Origin of the sequence: Frankia sp. Hr75.2, assembly GCF_949319125.1 — a bacterium.
In the GTDB taxonomy this organism is placed as follows: domain Bacteria; phylum Actinomycetota; class Actinomycetes; order Frankiales; family Frankiaceae; genus Parafrankia; species Parafrankia soli.
The window spans coordinates 1-653 of the sequence record NZ_CASGGV010000209.1; the positions used below are offsets into that span (position 1 = coordinate 1).

1 pseudogene is annotated in these 653 nt (G+C 68.1%); it reads right to left on the minus strand.

From position 1 onward, the window contains the following. Positions 1-212: pseudogene (locus tag AC559T_RS15045) on the minus strand (IS701 family transposase); the annotation flags it as partial. Positions 213-653 lie beyond the last annotated feature (441 nt).

Below are 653 nucleotides of genomic sequence, written 5' to 3' on the forward strand. Positions count from 1 at the left end.
CGCCCCGCCGCCCCGCGGTCCTCGCGGGGTGTTTCCTGGGCGTGGTCGGAGGGTGGCGCGCTCAGCAGGCTGAAGGTGAACGCCAGCATGACCAGCTGCCAGTGGCGCACGATGGCCTGTTCGGAACGGACCTGGAAGTCCGCCCAGCCCAGCTCGTGCTTGGCCGGCTTGTAGTAGTGCTCGATCCAGTCCCGTAGCCGGTAGATATCGAAGTCGCCGCAGAACCGGTCGATCGCCTCCGCCGTCGGCGCGGTCGGCTTGCGAGGAGTGGCCATCGGGCACCTCCCACCGGAACAGCCCCAGCCAGACACCACCAACCGTACGTCCGCCCTTCCCCAACCTGACCAACCAGCGACTAAGGAGTAGCCGTGGGTGAGGACGTCCCGCGCCCGGACAACCGGATCGGACGTCAAACCGGGCCCGCTGCCCGGGTTTGTAGCAGACCATCCCGACCACACCCACCCGCCCGGACCCACCCCGCCCCGGCACCCGCACCACCGGGGTCACTCCCCGCCGCGCCCACGTCCGTCCCCGCGGCGGCCGCAGTCCCTGCCCTAATAGGACTTGATTAGGTCTGTCATTGGTTGTACTGACTGTCGTCTTCGTGTGTGTGGCGGTGGTTGGTATGGAACTGGGTGAGATGGGCCGCGTGC